We start from the raw sequence: 16,118 nt of genomic DNA, 5'->3' as shown, positions 1-16,118 counted from the left end.
TATGACTCCTTTTGCAGAGATCTTTCATGGAGACCGCATCTTGGAAATCAAGATGCAGTCCAATGAAAAAAACACATTTGATTTTGAAGCCTTTGTTTCATTTCAAGAAATCTTAAACAAACACGCAAACAATCCAAACTTGCGTGTTTTATTATTCACATCCGCTCAAACACAATTTTTTTCCAATGGGATCGAACCAACTCTCATGTATGGGAAATCAGAATCTGATGTCAGACGTTCCGTAGAACAGTTGTTACGAACGGCACAAACCTATTTCCATTTTCCAGTTCCTACCATTGCAGTGATTAATGGTCATTGTATGGCGGCAGGTGCTGTTTTTGCATTGTTTTCGGATTACCGTTACATGGTGGACAAAGGGGGAAGGATCGGTTTTTCAGAAGCAATTGTTGGTCTTAATTTTCCTTCGATACCTACAATCGTATTGCAAGACTTAGTTGGCGTGAAAGCCACTCGAGATTTATTGTTCACAGGGAAACAAATCAAAGGTCCAGAGGCAAAAGAAATTGGTCTTGTGGATGAATTGTTTAGTGCTGAGGCTTTAGTTCCAGAGGCAATGAAATTTGCGGAATCCCTTTCCAAACTCACTTACAATTCAAGCCGTGGGATGAAAACTGCCTTACGAGAACCTTACCGAAAACAAATGGAATCCTTATTCCAATTGGATGCAGATTTATTCACAAAAGTGATTTTATCTCCCGATGGTCAGGAAGGATTTTTATCACTCATCGAAAAACGTAGACCCAAGTTTAGCACATGATGCGAATCTTGATTGTATTTGTGGTACTAATTTTTATAAATTGTGCCACAAAAGCAGTCATAAAGAGATCCAAGATTGTTGCTACAAAAATCAATCATTTGGATTCCGTTAAGCTCATCCAACCTAATTATCATTTTCTCTTTGAATCTCCTGAATTGAAAACCGAAGATGGGACAACATACAATCCTTCTCTCAATGCTTGGGATCGAAGTTCCGGCAAATGGTTTACACCACACCCACAAAGTGACTTAATCACATTAAAGATCAGAGAAATTGTAAACCAGGGGGAAACAACACAGAAGGGTGGTATCTATTTCCGTCCAAATTCATACATTCATTCTTGGTCGCTTTATTTATCAAAGGAGTTCCCTGTTGTATACAAATTATCGACAGTTGATTACACAGGTATTCCAAAGGAAATTGAATATGTTGAATATGAAAATTCCTTCGGTATTTGTTTTGCATTAAAGTCTGAAAAAACATGTTACGAAGCGATTCCGATCGAAGATGCTAAGGAAAAAAATTCCTTTGCTTTGTCTCTTTGTGATTTTTGCCAAACGAGAATTCGCAAGACCATTCGCATTCCCAAAGAACCTACAGAAGACTCCCTTGTCGTTGCCCTTGTGGATGAAAAGGGAATCGTAGGTAAGATGTACCAAATAGACATAAAAGGATATGGATACCTCCTCAACCAATATATGGAAATTGATTCTATAGAAAAATATGGAACGAATGTTAAATGGTATCCTGTTTTGCTTTTTGCCGTCCTTTGGGATACCATCACCATTCCCTTCCAAATCATTTGGGAGATTCTGACAGTCATTGCCTTTAGTCGTTCTTTTAGCTAAGAAAAGAATGGAAAACCAATCCTTAAGAATTAGAAACTTTGTCTAAGATATTGACCCAATAGAAAGTCTTTTTGGATACCCTAGTTCGGGCTTGCCCTTGACGAAATCCTAAGGTCAAAAAACTTCATTCTATCGAGAGGAAAATCATGTCAGAGAATCATTATTACAATGCAAAAGACTTAGGAAAATTTGGAGAGATTGGGCGTACAAATCCTGCTCTTGCAGATAAATTTTTTGGGTATTACAATGCTGTGATGGCAGAAGGAGCACTCACAGAAAGAGAAAAGGCTCTCATTGCATTGGCTGTGGCTCATGCTTTAAAATGCCCTTATTGTATCGACGCATACACTACCACCTCACTCCAAAAAGGTGCTGATGAAGCCCAAATGAATGAAGCTGTGCACGTGGCTGCGGCTATGGCTGCGGGAATCAACTTGGTTCACAGTGTACAAATGCAAAACAAAATTGACGAACTTTCGTTTTGATTTATGGACTTAGCCGAACAACATTCCACCTTACAAAATTATAGCGGGAATCCATTTTTAAAAACGGTTGGAAAACCAATCCAAGCTCGATCGATTAAGGTATTTCAAATCAATGTTGGCAAATGGTGTAACCAAGCTTGTCGGCATTGCCATGTGGATGCGTCTCCCATTCGTACGGAGATGATGGATCAAAGTACTGCGGAACTTTGTATCGAACTCATTTCGAAAATTCCAGAGATTGAAACAGTTGATATCACGGGTGGTGCTCCAGAAGGGAATCCACATTTTAAATTTCTAGTAACAGAAGCAAAACGGCTTGGTAAACGAGTGATGGATCGTTGTAACCTCACCATATTAGAGGAACCAGGTTATGAATGGTTGTATGAATTTCTAAAAGATAATGAGGTTGAAATTGTTTCTTCCTTACCTTCTGTTTTGGAAAACGTGACGGATAACCAAAGAGGAAAGGGTGTGTATCAGAAATCGATTACCGCCTTAAAGAAGTTAAATGCTTTTGGGTATGGGACAACCCTCCCGATTCATTTGGTTTATAACCCCAATGGACTTTTTTTAAGTTCAGGCCAGGCTCAATTAGAGAAAGAATACAAAGATAGTTTGTATAAAAAATATGGAATCGTATTCAACCAACTCTTTTGTATCAATAACCTTCCCATCAATCGGTTTTTAGGATCCCTTGTCCGAAGTGGTAAGTTTGAAATGTATATGGAAACATTGGTAAATGCTTACAATCCAGCAACAGTGAATGGACTGATGTGTCTCGATCAAATCTCAGTTGGGTATGATGGGTCAGTTTACGATTGTGATTTCAATCAAATGTTGGAATTAAAATCAAAGGTTGTAAAACACATCAAAGATTTCGATTTGCACTCCTTTCTTGGACGTGAAATCGTTGTAGCAAACCATTGTTATGGTTGTACAGCTGGAGCTGGTTCTAGTTGTGGTGGAGAAATTGTATAAATGTCAATTCAAAATGAAAAAGACCTACAAGGCATTTTAAAAGCTGGCAAGTTTGTTGCAAAAGTACGTGAACTTTTAAAATTATTGGCAAAACCAGGTGTATCCACATTGGATCTTGATCTGTCCGCCAAACAAGAGTTTGAGAAGGCTGGTGCATTTTCTGCTCCCAAATTTGATTACAAATTCCCTGGTTACACTTGTATCAGCACTAATTTTGAAATCGCTCATGGGATTCCAAAAAAGGAAACCATTTTGAAAGACGGGGATTTGGTGAACATAGATGTTTCAGCAAAACTCGACGGTTATTATGCTGACACGGGGATTTCCTTTGTTGTTGGAAACACAAATCCAAATTTGGCAAAACTATGTGATACGGCAATTGAAGGAACCATGCGTGCCACAAAACAAGCGTATACTGGAAATTATTTAAGAAATATTGGAAAAGAAATACATTCTGCAGCCAAAGAAAATGGATTCACTGTCATAAAAAACTTAGCAGGTCATGGAACTGGAAAAAAACTCCATGAAGAACCACAAGTGTTGGTTTACGAAGACAAACGTGACCATCGCAAACTGAACCATGGCCTTGTCCTGGCGATTGAATCCTTTATCTCCACTGGTAGCCAAACTGCCTTTGAAGAAGCAGATGGATGGACCCTTGTGGCAGGGAACAGGTTAGGAAATTTAAGTTATGTAGCACAATGTGAACATACTGTCATTGTGCAAAATGGTAAACCCATCATTGCCACTTTGTAATTTTTGGTTGGATATTCGATACCGAGGATTCTTTGACTTCTTTAGAAATCATTGAACAAGGAGTTCCACCTGAAGGAGCACAAGGGATTCTCATCCTTTGGCCAAGCACAGGTGGAAATGCACGTTCCTTTCGTATCCGCGATTCAGAACTTATCGATTACAGACTCAGGTTAATCCGATTCAATCCACCATCACACGGTGATTCCACTGGAACTTATGATCCAAAAACCGCCATTACTCTGTTAGATGAATATTTAAAGAAACAAAATTATATAGGGAAACCATTGTATGGAATTGGACACAGTGGGGGAGGCGCAGCTCTTCTCTTATACGCAAAACAAGTCCAGTTCCAAAAATTGTTTTTATTATCTCCCATACTAAATAGTGTCAAAAGTTTAGAATTTTTGTATGAATCAAAATCCATTGAAGAATTTAGTCGTTTGTTACTTTTACCAAACATTTCAGATGATGATTCTCCCAACAAACAGATATTAGAGACTTTATCCACTTCTCATTGGTTGGAAACGGGTAAAGTAAATCATCTTTCTTTTCCGGTTAAAAATACCAGGATACAAGTGGGTTCTCTCGCAGAGTTCTTACAGAATTTATTTTTACCAGGGTTTCAGGTGGAAAACTATGATTTTGAAAAAAGAACCGATATAACCATTTTTTTACCAGCAATGGACAAATGGTTTCCAAAGGAATTCACTTCCCAATTCGCAAAACGGAACCATATTCGTTTGGTAGAAATCCTAGAAGCACCCGATCATTTTTTTTCTCAGAGTTGGCTTTCTGTTTGGAAAGAGATCAAATCGATTGGATGGAAAACTAAAGAATCCTCTCCCACATAAATTTTTTTCAATAATTGGTTTACAGATGAACCAGAGTCAGTTAGAATTCTCGCCTGTATCATTTCACTTTAAATAGGTGAAAGGTTACAAAGGAGAAATTGTGGAACCCATCTATTTAGCATTGATTTTATTTACTCTTTGGACTTTGGGCCTCGGAGTTACATTGATTACCTATCGCAGTGTACAAGTGTTACTTGGTAAAAAAAAATCCAATGAATTTCCAGCAGGGATACAACATGGAAGTGATTTTAATTGGAGGCTAAATCGTGCTCATCTTAATAGTTTGGAAAACCTACCTTTATTTGTGGCAGTTGTATTCTTAACTGTGAGTTTAGGAAAGGTAAATGAATTTGTGAACCAGGCAGGTTTTGTGATTTTAGGAGCAAGAGTTTTACAATCCCTCACTCATTTAATTGGAACGAATGTCCTTGCAGTGAACATCCGTTTTACATTTTATATGATCCAAATTATAACTTATATTGTTTTACTCATCCAATTGTTTTAAACACCTTCCCGTTTGAGGTCACGACCCATTAGAGCTTTTACAACTTCTTTTGGGTCTTTGTCTTCGTATAACATACGATAAACTTCTTGAGTGATTGCCATCTCTACTCCCAATTTATCCGAGAGATTTTTGGTGGAGAGTGTGGTTTTGACACCTTCTGCCACTTCATTCATCGATGCCAAAATTTCTTTTAACTTCTCTCCTTTGCCCAATCGAAAACCTACAGTTCGATTCCGAGATGCTTCCCCACAACAGGTTAGCACTAAATCTCCCATACCAGATGGCCCAAGAAAGGTCATTGGGTCTGCTCCCATTTTGATTCCCATTCGAGTGATCTCGTTTAACCCACGTGTGATGAGAGCAGCCCTTGTATTTTGTCCAAACCCAAGACCGTCGGCGACACCTGCGGCAATGGCGATCACGTTTTTCAAAGCACCACCCACTTCCACACCAACTACATCGGGAGTCCAATAGGTTCGAAAGTAAGTGAAACTAAAGATCTCTTGCACTCGTTTGGCGGTTGCTTCGTTTTTGGAAGCGATGGAAACAATGGTAGGTACTCTTTTTACCATTTCTTTCGCAAAACTAGGACCAGAAAGATAGGAAAGTTGAGAATGGTACTGGCCTGGAAGTTCCGATTCAAAAATCTCCGAGACAAGTCGTAAGGATTCATTTTCAATCCCTTTTGATGCGGAAACAATGGGAACCTTATGGGGAATGTGGTCTTTGATTTCCTTTAAGATGCCTGATAGCGCATGGCTTGGTGGTGCGGAAACAATCATTTCCTTGTCTTTTACCACCTGGATGAGGTCCGTACTCGCCCTCAATTTTTCAGGAAGGACCAAATCAGGCATATGTTTGGAATTCATATGGTTTTCATTGATGGAACGAGCTTGTTCCTCACTCCGTGTCCAAAGGGTGACGTCATAACCCTTATCTGCCAAAATACTACCTAGTGCAGTGCCAAAACTTCCAGCACCTATGATTCCAATCTTCATGAGTTCAGTATTCTAAATCTGCTTTCCAAAAAGGCAATAGAAAATAAAATTAAAATATGCTTTTAACGGATCTCTTCCGTTTCAACCCACTCAACCTCTTTTTGCCACCGAAAGTGGTCCCAAAGAGTAATTACAAAGTTACCTTACTGCTTGGTAGCTTAAAAAAAGTCATACAAACAGAAATCATCGCAGAAGACCCTGATTTAGAGAGTATGGAAGTTGGTTCTGCAAAAGGGGAAGTCATCTTAACAGGGACTTACAGGATGGAATGGCTTTGGATTGCAAGAATCCTAAAAGTAAATTCGATTCGTTACCGTGTGCGACTCAAACCAGTGTTAGTAAAAGATAACAAAGCAAGGTTAAAAATTGTTGGATACCGTGTATGGGACACAAAACCGAGGCGATTTGACTTTGTTAGGTGGTTTGTTAAAATTGATCCTTTTCATAAAAAAAAGGTATTTGAATCCATCATCCATGCCGCTCCCCATATATTATCAATCACAGGTCTACAATGGGAATTATTATTTGATCTCAATTATTTTCTAAATTTGGTTCCGACAATAGCAGGAAAAATCGAAATCCAATACCTAGTCGCTGATCATAATGAATTGTATATCTTTGTGAGATCCTCTACCATATTAAAACCTCTAGTTGATTTTTTTGGACCTGAATATCTAAAGATCGATTATATAGAAGAGGATAGAGATATTCAGATGTTACTTTGGGAAAACGAATAAATGAAAATCATTTATCTTACGGATATCCATGATGGTCTTCATGGTCTTAAAAAAATTCTACAATCTACAGAAGCAGATTTGTACCTTTTTTCCGGAGATATTATCTACAAAGCATTTTTTTCCTTTGATCGAATCATCGATTTTTGTGGTGTACAAGAAGAATTGTATTATTTGTTAACGGAAAGAAAAGACGACTCAACTCCCTTTGATTTCACAACTCATGCCATTCGTTTTCCTGAAAAGTATTCAACGGCCATCGTTGAAAAGTCACAAAAATATAGAGACTTATATAAGTTAGCTGCCAAAACGATGAAAGAAAAATATGAAATCATCGAAAAATTGATATTAAAATACGCAAAATCACCTGTTTATTGTTTGCCGGGAAATTATGATTTGGATTTACAATACACGGAATTGTACCAAAGAGAAGTGCATCGTAAAAGTTTTGATTTTAGAAACATTAAAGTATCTGGGTATGGTGGTGCTCCTATTTGGACTTCGGGGATACCTGAGAAACTAACGGTTGTTTTTCACGAATATACCAAAAATGGAAAAAATTATAGTGAACCTGAGGACTTTTTCCGAGAGGAATTACCTGACATTTGTTGGATTCACAATCCTGCTTATGGATACTTTGATACCATCCCTGGAGTAGGTAAGTGTGGTAGCCAAGGGATACGTCGTTATTTAGATGATGAATCTCCTTCTCTTGTTGTTTCTGGACATGTTCACGAAGACCAAGGGATCAAAAAAACAAAAAATACTGTTTTTATCAATCCATCTAACTTCGGTGCTGTGGACTCTTTACATGGTTTCCAAGAAGGTGGGTATTATGCTGAAATATTTATGGAAGGAAAAGATGTAGTACAATCCAATCTGTGCCAATTAAAGGAAGATGTATGCCATACTTTAATTGAAGTGGATTGTTCGGAAAAACAATTAAAACTCATTTCCCAAAATCCAATTTCAACTGTGAGTTCCGAAGATTACATTCGAGGAAATTAAATGGTCACCTTTCTAACGATTTGTGGCGTATTATTCACTGTAGCCTTTTTTCTATATGCTCTTTCTGCAGTTGACAACCAATCTCTAAACCAAAAAGAAAAAGAACGCCTTAAAAAAGAAGAAAATCTTCGGGTGGGGGATCCACGAAAGGTTTACGGGAAAGAGAAAGACCCAAATCTGCCAAGACTCCGCCTATGCCCTGTTTGTGGAACAGTTCTTAGAAAAGATGAATATTTATATGCTGCTATTTCTACTTATACAAATAGTGAAGGGAAAAAACAGGCACAAATATACGGATGTAAATATTGTTATCTGATTTTAGATTCTGAAAAGAATAATCATGATTCAAATATTGGTAAAGAGAATCCATTTGGACCACCAAAACCTACGGATGAAATATAAATTCTATGTTTGATCTCACACAAAATTTATCGAATTTAAAAGGAATTGGCCCGAAACGTAAAACCGTTTTGCTAGAACATGGAGTCTCCACGTACTACGAGTTATTAACTTACTTTCCGAGGCGTTATTTAGATCGAAATTTTACAAAGGATATCATTTTAAAACAAGGTGATCATGTTACTTTACTGGGAAGTATTGTTGATAGTTACATTGTGCACGGTAAAAAGAGCAGATTACTCGTTGGTTTTCGCACTTTAAATAATGAAAGGATCAACTTAGTTTTTTTTCGTGGAGTTAATTTTTTTCACAAACTATTCACAATTGAGAAAAAAGTTGTGATCTCTGGTAAATTGGAATATTTCAAAGGATATCAAATCGTTCATCCTGAATATGAATTTTTATCAGACACGGATGATCCGGAAGATTCAATACATGCTGGAAGAATTATACCCTTGTATCCATCCACTGAGGCACTCAAAGAAGAAGGATTGGATTCTAAGGGTTTACGCAAACTCATCCACCAAGTATTAGTAAGTGGTGAGATTGGAGAAAACCTTCCGTCAAAATTGATCAAAAAACGTCAGTTACTCGGTCGTGACGAAGCATTCCGTAAAATTCATTTTCCCGATTCGATGGAAACTGTCCAAGTTTCCAGAAAACGATTTGCCTATGAAGAGTTTTTTTATTTCCAAAGGCTCTTATTGTATAAACAAAGAGAACGCCAAAAAGTAAAACGATTGTTGTGGCCTCTTCCAAATTCACCGTCTCGTGTTAAATTAGAGAAAAATCTTCCTTTTGAATTAACAGAAGATCAAAAAATTGCTGTTACGACAATACTCTCCAAAACAAATACAGATACACCATCAGCGTTTTTGTTACAGGGTGATGTAGGTTCTGGAAAAACAATTACAGCACTTCTGATCGGTTTACATTATATTGATAACCACATCCAAGTGGCTTTTTTAGCACCTACAGAAATTTTAGCCAGACAACACTACCAAACAATTTATAAATTTATGGGCAATATGCCATTCCTTGGTATAGAATTGTTATTAGGTGGTGAGAACAAAAAATCCAGAGCTGAAAAATTAAATCGTATCAAAACTGGCGAATCTAATATTATCATTGGAACCCATTCTTTATTACAAGAAGATGTGATTTTTTCTGACCTGGGACTGGTTGTCATTGATGAACAACATAAGTTTGGTGTCGACCAAAGGGAGACCATTCGTGCGAAAGGAAAAAATCCTGATATTTTGGCGATGACTGCAACTCCAATTCCCAGAACACTTTGTCTCACTTTATATGGAGACCTAACCCTCGTAAATATCAAAACAAAACCAAAAGGTCGTAAACCTATTGATACACGTTGGTACAAAGAAGACCGACGAACAGGCGTATACAATTCAATTCGAAAGTATGTAAGTTCTGGTAGACAGTGTTATATAGTTTATCCTCTCGTTGAAGAATCGGAGAAGGTTGATTTAGAATCTTGTACGGTTGCTTATGAAAACTTACGAACAAATATTTTTCCTGATCTTAAAATTGGATTATTACATGGAAAAATGAAAAGTGTCGAGAAAGAATTTGTAATGGAGAAATTCAAATCAGGTGAGATCCAAATTTTAGTTACTACAACTGTTGTGGAAGTCGGAGTGGATGTACCCAATGCTACAATTTTAGTAGTGGAACATGCAGAAAGATTTGGAATTTCCCAATTACACCAGTTACGTGGTCGAGTGGGACGAAGTGATTTGGAAAGTTTTTGTATTTTGATGACAGGTGATTTTATCAGTGATGAAGGGAGAGATCGATTAGAAGCACTAGTAACCTCCAATGATGGTTATTTTTTGGCCGAAAAGGATCTCGCCATCCGTGGTCCAGGTGAACTTTTAGGTGTCAAACAAAGTGGACTGCCTGAGTTTAAAATTGCTGATTTGGTTGTGGATCGTGAACTTTTAGAATATGCAAAAGAGGATGCAACATCCTTTCCTTTAGATGATCCAAACGAGGTATCTGAACTGAGGATCCGATTCAGTGAAGGTAAATTTTTATTTGCGAATTAATCGGTAATTTTTAAATGAACCTTACCATGTTCAGAACGAAATATCTATTATTGTTTTTTCTCTCAATACTATGTGTATGTGGAGAGAAACCTGTCAAACAAACTCAATCTGATTTGTATTTGGGTATTGATAAAGTTTCCTATTTAACAGGCAAATTCAATTCTCCTGGACCATTAGCGCCTGTTATATTAGAAGAAAATGCAAAAGAACATTTCCTTAGACCAGATGTTAAAAAAGCGCTTCACAAAATGATCAATGATTTTGAAGACTCAAAGCCAAGTTCTTATAAACAACATATTTTTTTAGTATCGAGTTTCCGTAATTTTTCACACCAAAAAGGAATTTGGGAATCCAAATACTCTGGTAAAAAAGCGATGCGAGTTCCGATCACTGGTAAATTACCTGAAGAAATCATTAATTTAATTTTAGAATTTTCGAGTGCTCCTGGAACATCACGTCACCATTGGGGAACCGACTTTGATTTAAATGCACTGGATAATGCTTATTTTGAATCGAACGGAAAGGGAAAAATTCTATACGATTGGCTAAAAGAAAATGCTTCCCGTTATGGATTTTGCCAACCATACAGTCCACTTTCTACACGGAATCATAAAGGTTACCAAGAAGAAAAATGGCATTGGTCTTATGCACCTATCTCAAACCAACTCACGAAAGAATGGGTAAAATCATTTCAATCTGGTGAGATCAAATTAATTGGAAGTTTTATGGGTGCTGAAGTGTTGGGTGACCGGGCTTTGGATTATGTAAGGTCCATCAACCCGGATTGTGAAAAGATCAGTTCGCAGAATTTATAGATTTTTATACAAATTCCACATACTCGATAGTAATGTTTCTGCATCACTATAGATTGGTGTCCAGTTCAGAATTTCCCTAGCTTTTTTGGAAGAAGCTAATAATTTCGCAGGGTCACCTAATCGCCTAGGCCCTGTTTTGTGGGGAATTTCTTTTCCCACAACCTTCTCAGATAAATCAGCCATTTCTTTGACTGAATAACCAGCTTCCGAACCTAAGTTTATCGTTAGACTTTCATTTTTATCCATGATATAGTTCAAAGCCAAAACATGTGCTTTTGCTAAATCACTTACATGAATGTAATCACGAACACAAGTTCCATCTTCTGTATCATAATCATTTCCATAAATCTCAAAACCTTTCCGAATGCCTGAAGCTGCTTCCATGATGATGGGCAGTAAGTTAGCTGGAGTTTTTTCGATTCCTTTGATTCTACCTTTAGGGTCGTAACCTGCAGCATTAAAGTAACGTAGTCGAGCTGACTTTAAATTTTTAAGTTTATCAAACCATTCCAAATTCTCTTCAATACAGAGTTTGGTATAACCATAATAGTTTTCAGGTTGTAATGGATGATTTTCGTCTATTGGCAAGTATTTTGGAGCACCATATACCGCGGCGGATGAAGAAAATACAAAGTACTGACAACCATATTGGATCATGGCATTTAACAAAGTGAAGGTTCCATTTAAATTATTCATTGTATATTTTAATGGATCTGTCATGGATTCACCGGCTGCTTTCCAAGCAGCAAAATGAAAGACAGCATCAACCTTTTTGGAAAATGCTCTTTTTAGAATATTTGGATCTTGGATTTCGCCTTTAATAAATTCATTTCCAGGAAACAAATTGGCTTCGTTCCCTTTTTCCATATCATCTACAATAATGATTTCATGTCCCAGTTCCATCAGTTCTAGGACAATGTGACTCCCAATATAACCGGCTCCCCCGGTAACGAGGACTCTCATTCTTCGTCGGATCCGCCAGAAACAAAACGATGGTCAACAACTCCTCGTTTACTTGTTTCAAAGAATTCGATTACTTTTTGTACTTCAGGAGCAGGATTTGGGTCTTTTTTAAGTTCAGCTAATGCTTGTTTTGTGTTGAGGCCACTATGATAGATCGTTTTATAAACTCTTTTGATGGCAAGGCGAACATCGGCAGAAATTCCTGCACGTTTCATTCCCACAACATTCAAACTTACTATCAGTCCTGGATGGCCATCCACTGTTGCATATGGAGGAACGTCTTTTACTACCTTTGTGAGGCCTGCTAACATTGCATAATCGGAAACCCTTACAAATTGGTGAACTCCAACAGAACCAGAAATGAAGACTTTGTTTCCAATGACTACGTGACCTGCGAGCATAGTATTTTGTACCATGATGTTATGGTCTCCGACCAGTACGTCATGAGCAATATGGACATTCCCCATCATATAATTATGGTTTCCAATGGTAGTGGCTTTTCCTTCAACAGTACCCCTATGAAAAATAACGTTTTCTCTAAAATGATTGTGATCCCCAATTTCCAAATACGTTTTGGTTTCGGGTTTGAAGGCTAAATCTTGAGGCAAACCACCGAAACTACCACCTGAGGAAATTTTGTTAAATTTACCAATCCGCGTCCCAGATAAGATTTTTACGTGGGATTCGATGACGGTTCCTTCTCCAATTCTCACATCTTTTTCGATGATACAAAATGGACCTACTTCAACGGATTCATGTAATTCCGCCTTTGGATCGATGATGGCAGTGGGGTGTATTTTCATATTGAATTACAAAAAAAACCAATTGGAAAGACCTGCAAATGATTTTTTAAAATGTAATTTACACGCTTTTATGAGTCTGTTATCTTTTGAATGGGTGGTGTGAACTTGTTAATAGACTGGTCGCGAATCGAATCTCTTGTGGATATGAATGATCCTGAAGACCAAGCATGGCTTAAGGAAATGATTACTTCGCTATTGGAAAATATGGCGACTCGGGTTGAAAATTTGGACCGATTGATGTTATCCAAAGATCCAAAAGAACTTCAATCCGAACTCCACCAAATCAAAGGAGTTGCTGCCAATTTTGGACTGGCAGGTCTTTCGGAAGTGGTGGTCAAAGCAGAGGCTCTTGTGAAGTCAGGAGACGTGGACTCATCCATTACCGAAGGAAAAAAAATTCCAGGGATTTGGGAATCCACGAAACTAGAGTTAGAGAAAAAGTTCTCCTCTTAAATCTTCATGTTGCGGTCGCCATTTCGACGGCCGTTTTACTTCCGTTATAGATCCCTTCGATTGTATTTTTGATAATGGATTCGTTCATTCTGAGTAACAAATCATCGGACTCAGTGAAAATTTGAACCAGCTCCTTTGCATGCATCACTTCCCTACATTCCACAGTTCCTTCTCCTAGTTCCAAAGACCTTATGACTGACGCCGCTTCATGGTCTCCAACCCTGCGGATAAACAGTTTGGGAATAGGGAAAAATGCCAACTCAGATGGTTTGGTGACAAGGACATCTGCGATTCGAATGAGCCTATCAGTTGCTGAAAATGCTTCTGTGTGGGTTGGAAAATGAAACAACACAACAGGTGGATTGTTTTCATTGTCTTCTGACCTGAGAGGGTGACGTGTAATGAATGTTAGGAGGTCTTCCCAGGAATCAATCGATAAATAAGGTATTTTCTGAAAAATCAAATACTCTTCAATCGCTTTGAGCACTTTCACATGGTCACCAGTGTTAATCCAATACACAGCTTTTCTATTGGTGAGATATGACTTGGTCAAACGAATGAGATCTAAAATATAACCTTTTTGTGCACCTGCTCCACCAATTGGGATTAAGAACCTTCGGATTTTTTTGGAATCAATCCTTCTCACTCTATTTTCAGAATCAGTCACAGCATTTGATACAATGTCTTCTGATACCCAATGCCCAGCAACAGCGAGGTTGTCTTTAGGAACACCCATTTCGATAAACTTGGTATAAGAGGAAGGAGATTGTACTAAGTTTAATGCTCCTGGAACAAGTAAGTAGTATTGAGGGTAGTTATCACAAATCAAATGAATGATTTTGTTAAAACCAGAAGCAACAGCAATTTGACCATTTAACGGGTATGTGGTGATGACAGGTGAATCTTTTGGAATTCCATTCATGAGTCCTTTGTAAAGGGCAGCAAGTTGACATGAAAGTTCAAGTGAGGTTAAATTTCCCTGTGACATAAGTTGTCCCCAAATCCATTCCACGGGTCCACCTATCTCAGCACTCATCCGAGAGAAAAAACTATAACCAGAATCGATGTCGGCAATGGCTTTTGATTCAGGAGAGGTGATGGCAAGTAAATCGTGTAAGTAAGTGGGGATGTTTTTTTTCAAAGAATGGGAATACACAGAAAGTGCCATCCGGTGGTGACCGTATCCCATCCGAATGCTTCCAACGAGCAATCGTGATTCAATTGGGTTTTCTCCTTTGTCGGAAATGAGTTCTAGACCTGGGTACAAAGGGGAAGGGGAAGAAAATAAGGGAATGGAGCTTTCTCCAATGGAATAACGTTTTTGGAGGATCCCTCGAATGAGGCCTGCGGTTTGTTTGGAAATAAAACCTGTGTCTAGGCCGAACATTGGTTCTCGATTCATGCAGGAAGTCTATTGAACTGGCATTCTCTTTCAAGTGAAATTTCAATTCTTAGCTGACAGGTGACCAATTTTGCCCATTCCTGGTATCTATGGAACAAGTTTACATTTTGGGCGGACTGAGATCCGCATTCGGTAGTTTTGGCGGAACTCTCAAAGACATGAGTGCCGTAGACCTAGGGGTCGAAGTATCAAAAGCAGCACTCCAAAAAACGGGTGTTGATCCTTCCTTAATTGAAGAAAGTATTTTTGGAAATGTTATCCCTACTGGTAAAGATGGAATTTATTTAGCTCGTCACATTGGGTTAAAATCAGGAGTTCCAATCACAAGTCCAGCCTTAACACTCAATAGACTTTGTGGTTCGGGAATGGAAGCAGTGATCCAAGCTGCCAAAAAGATCATGTTAGGTGAAGCTCACACGGTTCTAGCTGGTGGAGTGGAATCCATGAGTAATGCACCTTATGTTGTACGCAATGCAAGATTTGGAGTTCGTTATGGAAATGCAGAATTCGAAGATTCACTTGCACAAGGTTTAACAGACATTTATGTAGAACTTCCTATGGGGATGACGGCAGAAAACTTATCTGACCAATACAAAATTTCCAGAGAAGAACAAGATGCTTGGGCAGCAACTTCACAAGAACGTGCAGAAGAAGCTACTAACAAAGGAATTCTAAAAGATGAAATCCATCCTATCACGATCAGTGGAAAAAATCCAATTGTGTTTGATAAAGATGAATTCATCAAAGGTAAGGCTGGTGGAGCAAAACTTGCCACATTAAAACCTGCCTTCAAAAAAGATGGATCAGTGACTGCAGGTAATGCCTCTGGGATCAATGATGGAGCTTCCGCAATGATTGTTGCATCCGCATCCCAAGCAAAAAAACTCGGCAAAGAACCACTCGCAATTGTAAAATCATGGGGCCACGCTGGTTGTGATCCTGCAAAGATGGGAATTGGGCCTGCACTGGCAATTCCAGCTGCTTTACAAAAAGCAGGACTCAGTTTAAAAGACATTGGACTAGTCGAAGTGAATGAAGCATTTGCAGCACAGTACTTAGCGGTGCAAAAGGAACTTGGTCTTGATCCTAAGATCACCAATGTGAACGGTGGAGCTGTTGCAATTGGACATCCACTCGGAGCATCGGGTAATCGTGTGACTTTGACCTTGGCTCTTGAGATGCAAAGACGTGGAGTGAAGTATGGTGTTGCTTCTCTTTGTATCGGTGGAGGACAAGGAATCGCGATTGTTTTAGAAAACCCTAAAGCATAGTA

General features: G+C 38.4%; 18 protein-coding genes. 14 read left to right on the top strand and 4 right to left on the bottom strand.

Going from position 1 to position 16,118, the window contains the following annotated elements; genetic code table 11:
• The first annotated feature begins 1 nt into the window (after position 1).
• The 7 genes from CH354_RS03530 (at position 2) to CH354_RS03500 (ending at position 5,201) form a co-directional block, all read left to right on the top strand.
• Positions 2–778: an enoyl-CoA hydratase/isomerase family protein gene (locus CH354_RS03530; RefSeq protein WP_100725424.1), complete on the top strand. Its 777-nt coding sequence runs from the start codon at positions 2–4 to the stop codon at positions 776–778.
• Positions 775–1,626, top strand: coding sequence for a hypothetical protein (locus CH354_RS03525; protein ID WP_100725423.1), 852 nt, complete (start codon positions 775–777; stop codon positions 1,624–1,626). Before CH354_RS03530 ends, CH354_RS03525 begins: the two co-directional genes overlap by 4 nt.
• Before the next feature lie 146 nt (positions 1,627–1,772).
• Complete coding sequence (locus CH354_RS03520; protein ID WP_100725422.1) at positions 1,773–2,111, top strand: arsenosugar biosynthesis-associated peroxidase-like protein; 339 nt, start codon at positions 1,773–1,775, stop codon at positions 2,109–2,111.
• 3 nt (positions 2,112–2,114) lie between these two features.
• Positions 2,115–3,089, top strand: a complete 975-nt coding sequence (gene arsS / locus CH354_RS03515; RefSeq protein WP_100725421.1) for an arsenosugar biosynthesis radical SAM (seleno)protein ArsS — start codon at positions 2,115–2,117, stop codon at positions 3,087–3,089.
• Positions 3,090–3,845 (top strand): type I methionyl aminopeptidase, encoded by a 756-nt coding sequence (gene map / locus CH354_RS03510; protein WP_100725420.1) that lies wholly within the window; start codon positions 3,090–3,092, stop codon positions 3,843–3,845.
• 32 nt (positions 3,846–3,877) lie between these two features.
• On the top strand, positions 3,878–4,696 hold the full coding sequence (locus tag CH354_RS03505; protein WP_100725419.1) for an alpha/beta fold hydrolase: 819 nt from the start codon (positions 3,878–3,880) through the stop codon (positions 4,694–4,696).
• A 100-nt stretch (positions 4,697–4,796) separates the two neighbouring features.
• Positions 4,797–5,201 (top strand): MAPEG family protein, encoded by a 405-nt coding sequence (locus tag CH354_RS03500; RefSeq protein ID WP_100725928.1) that lies wholly within the window; start codon positions 4,797–4,799, stop codon positions 5,199–5,201.
• Here the strand turns inward: CH354_RS03500 and CH354_RS03495 are convergent.
• The gene (locus tag CH354_RS03495) at positions 5,198–6,199 is read right to left on the bottom strand and encodes an NAD(P)H-dependent glycerol-3-phosphate dehydrogenase (RefSeq protein ID WP_100725418.1); all 1,002 of its coding nucleotides are present in this window, start codon (positions 6,197–6,199) and stop codon (positions 5,198–5,200) included. The genes CH354_RS03500 and CH354_RS03495 overlap by 4 nt on opposite strands.
• Before the next feature lie 56 nt (positions 6,200–6,255).
• Here CH354_RS03495 and CH354_RS03490 point away from each other — a divergent pair, with 56 nt between their 5' ends.
• Genes CH354_RS03490 through CH354_RS03470 form a run of 5 tightly spaced genes read left to right on the top strand, consistent with a single transcriptional unit; the run spans position 6,256 to position 11,224 of the window.
• Entirely contained in the window at positions 6,256–6,936 is a 681-nt protein-coding gene (locus CH354_RS03490) for a hypothetical protein (RefSeq protein WP_100725417.1), read from the top strand.
• Positions 6,937–7,941, top strand: a complete 1,005-nt coding sequence (locus CH354_RS03485) for a metallophosphoesterase family protein (RefSeq protein WP_100725416.1) — start codon at positions 6,937–6,939, stop codon at positions 7,939–7,941. It begins immediately after the preceding gene.
• Complete coding sequence (locus CH354_RS03480) at positions 7,942–8,343, top strand: hypothetical protein (protein ID WP_100725415.1); 402 nt, start codon at positions 7,942–7,944, stop codon at positions 8,341–8,343. It abuts the gene before it with no gap.
• 5 nt (positions 8,344–8,348) lie between these two features.
• Positions 8,349–10,409, top strand: coding sequence for an ATP-dependent DNA helicase RecG (gene recG / locus CH354_RS03475; protein WP_100725414.1), 2,061 nt, complete (start codon positions 8,349–8,351; stop codon positions 10,407–10,409).
• Between the two features lie 26 nt (positions 10,410–10,435).
• On the top strand, positions 10,436–11,224 hold the full coding sequence (locus CH354_RS03470; protein ID WP_207762621.1) for a M15 family metallopeptidase: 789 nt from the start codon (positions 10,436–10,438) through the stop codon (positions 11,222–11,224).
• Here the strand turns inward: CH354_RS03470 and galE are convergent.
• Both galE and lpxA read right to left on the bottom strand, forming a co-directional pair.
• Positions 11,219–12,187 (bottom strand): UDP-glucose 4-epimerase GalE, encoded by a 969-nt coding sequence (gene galE / locus CH354_RS03465; protein ID WP_100725412.1) that lies wholly within the window; start codon positions 12,185–12,187, stop codon positions 11,219–11,221. The genes CH354_RS03470 and galE overlap by 6 nt on opposite strands.
• A complete protein-coding gene (gene lpxA, locus CH354_RS03460; protein ID WP_100725411.1) occupies positions 12,184–12,990 on the bottom strand; it encodes an acyl-ACP--UDP-N-acetylglucosamine O-acyltransferase in 807 nt (268 codons plus the stop codon). The genes galE and lpxA overlap by 4 nt, the downstream gene beginning before the upstream one ends.
• 99 nt (positions 12,991–13,089) lie before the next feature.
• Between lpxA and CH354_RS03455 the strand changes: the two genes are divergently transcribed.
• On the top strand, positions 13,090–13,443 hold the full coding sequence (locus CH354_RS03455; RefSeq protein WP_238760340.1) for an Hpt domain-containing protein: 354 nt from the start codon (positions 13,090–13,092) through the stop codon (positions 13,441–13,443).
• A 4-nt stretch (positions 13,444–13,447) separates the two neighbouring features.
• On the opposite strand, the gene CH354_RS03450 is transcribed toward CH354_RS03455, so the two are convergent.
• Positions 13,448–14,845 (bottom strand): DUF6938 domain-containing protein, encoded by a 1,398-nt coding sequence (locus tag CH354_RS03450; RefSeq protein ID WP_100725409.1) that lies wholly within the window; start codon positions 14,843–14,845, stop codon positions 13,448–13,450.
• 89 nt (positions 14,846–14,934) lie between these two features.
• Between CH354_RS03450 and CH354_RS03445 the strand changes: the two genes are divergently transcribed.
• Positions 14,935–16,116 carry an acetyl-CoA C-acetyltransferase gene (locus CH354_RS03445; protein ID WP_100725408.1) on the top strand — a complete coding sequence of 394 codons (1,182 nt, stop codon included), beginning with the start codon at positions 14,935–14,937 and terminating at the stop codon, positions 16,114–16,116.
• The last annotated feature ends 2 nt before the right edge of the window (positions 16,117–16,118 follow it).

The organism is Leptospira levettii (genome assembly GCF_002812085.1).
GTDB classification, from domain to species: domain Bacteria; phylum Spirochaetota; class Leptospiria; order Leptospirales; family Leptospiraceae; genus Leptospira_A; species Leptospira_A levettii.
This window is presented reverse-complemented; position numbering and strand designations above follow the sequence as displayed.